The sequence below is a fragment of the Halanaerobaculum tunisiense genome (assembly GCF_054657635.1).
This window is the reverse complement of the sequence record NZ_BAAHYI010000022.1, coordinates 1-2166: the sequence shown is the minus strand read 5'-3', so window position 1 is coordinate 2166 and position 2166 is coordinate 1. Positions and strand designations below refer to the sequence as shown.

Below are 2166 nucleotides of genomic sequence, written 5' to 3'. Positions count from 1 at the left end.
AGTGCGACCAGCCCTTGAAACAATAGGGATAAGCTACATTCCAGGCTGCTTAAGACGAGAGTCTTTTGAGCCATTCATTCTATTTAGAATGACTCTATTTTCCGATGCATTTCTAGTAATGGATTTGTATTGAGCGGAGGAGACAATGTGGAAAGCTCACTAACCCTAAGTTGAGTGACTGCTAGAGTAAATATACCGTAAAGATTAACATATGTGAATTGCTGAAAGCTTCGTCAAACGTGCATAGTGAAATAGGGTTGATACACTGTAACCAAAAGGTATAGGATAGGGTCAGGTAAGTTTTCGTATTGCCTGACAAATAGACTAAAGTCCTCGGAGTAAAGGCAGAATCTAAAGCGGTATGAACTGGCTGGAATGTAGAACTGGGAAACTCCAATAGATTCCTGGTAACAGGTAGGTCAATTATGCTTTGTGATACAATATCTAGGGGAATAGGGAAACTGAAAGAAGCAAATGTCATTCAAGAAGGTGAATGAATAGAGGTTCAAAATTTGCCTTGCTCTGAAAAGAGGCTGACTTTCAAATACGGTTACTTAAGGCAGGAAAGGATTGAAACTTTATGAATATGGCAAGCCAAATAACTCATCATGAGTGGGCGACCATAGACCACGCTGAAGCTAGTAAAACCTGGGAAGTAATTCCTTGGGAACTGATAGAAAGTAAGGTTAATAAACTTCAATCACGGATTGCTAAAGCAATAAGAAAAGGTAAGGATAATCTAGCAAAGAAGTTACAGTATTTATTAACAAACTCATATTATGCAAAGTTATTAGCAGTAAGAAAAGTAACAACTAATCAAGGTAAAGAAACGTCAGGAGTAGATGGGAAAATTTGGTCAACTCCAGCGACAAAATATAAAGCTGCTTTGAAGCTAACAAATGACGAATACAGAGCTAAACCACTCAGAAGAATATATATTGACAAAAGGCTAGACAAGAAAAGACCGTTGGGGATACCAACAATGTATGATAGAGCAATACAGGCACTTTATGCTTTGGCTTTAGATCCAGTATCGGAAACTAAAGCAGATAAAGTATCTTTTGGCTTTAGGAAATATAGAAGTTGTGATGATGCTAAAGAATATCTATTTAAGTTGTTAGGTAGAGAAGTATCAGCTCAATGGATTTTGGAAGCTGATATTAAAGGTTGTTTTGACAATATAAGCCATGAGTGGTTAATGGAAAATATTCCGTTAGAATCTAAAATACTAAATCAATTTCTTAGATCAGGTTATAAATATAACAAGCAACTCTTCCCCACTGAAAAAGGCACTCCTCAAGGCGGTATTATATCTCCGATTTTGGCTAATATGACTTTAGATGGTATGCTAGATTTACTCAAAAGAAACTACTGGACAAACCATCTTGGGACTGTAAATAGAAGATATAACGATGATAAAGTAAACCTAGTAAGATATGCAGATGATTTCGTTGTAACAGCCAAAAGTAAAGAAGTACTGGAAGATATAAAAGAATTAATAGGAGATTTCCTAGATGAGAGAGGACTTGAACTATCTAAACGGAAAACTAAGATAACTCACATCAATCAAGGGTTTGATTTCCTGGGCTGGAATTTTAGAAAATACAGCGGTAAATTGATAATAAAACCTTCCAAAGAATCTTATAAATCAATAACCAGTAAAATAAGAAAGTTAATCAAGGACAACGGAACTATAAAACAGGAAAGATTAATTAAGATATTAAATCCAGTAATCAGAGGTTGGTGTAATTATCATAGTACTGCTTGTTCTAAAGAAACCTATCAACAATTAGATTCAGAAATATTTAAAACTTTATGGAGATGGTCAAAAAGAAGACATCCTAGTAAATCTAAGAAGTGGATAATGAATAGATATTGGATAACTAAAGATAATCGGAATTGGATATTTGCTACAAAAGATAAAGAATTAATTTCTGCAACTGATACAGAGATAACAAGACATTGCCTAATAAAGTTTGCTGCTAATCCCTATTTACCAGAATATAACGATTATTATCTAAAGAGAAATTTAAACTAGATTATTTTTCTACTTATTGCTGCCAATCCAAAGGTTGGTGTTAAGTAGCTTGAGCCGTATGAATTGAAAGGTTCACGTACGGTTCTGATGGGGGAAAGGGGGCGTAAGCCCCTTACCTACCAGACTTG

At 35.1% G+C, this 2166-nt stretch carries 1 protein-coding gene; it reads left to right on the top strand.

Going from position 1 to position 2166, the window contains the following annotated elements:
* Positions 1 to 580 precede the first annotated feature (580 nt).
* Complete coding sequence (ltrA, locus tag ACYQ3D_RS12560; protein ID WP_459838515.1) at positions 581 to 2038, top strand: group II intron reverse transcriptase/maturase; 1458 nt, start codon at positions 581 to 583, stop codon at positions 2036 to 2038.
* The last annotated feature ends 128 nt before the right edge of the window (positions 2039 to 2166 follow it).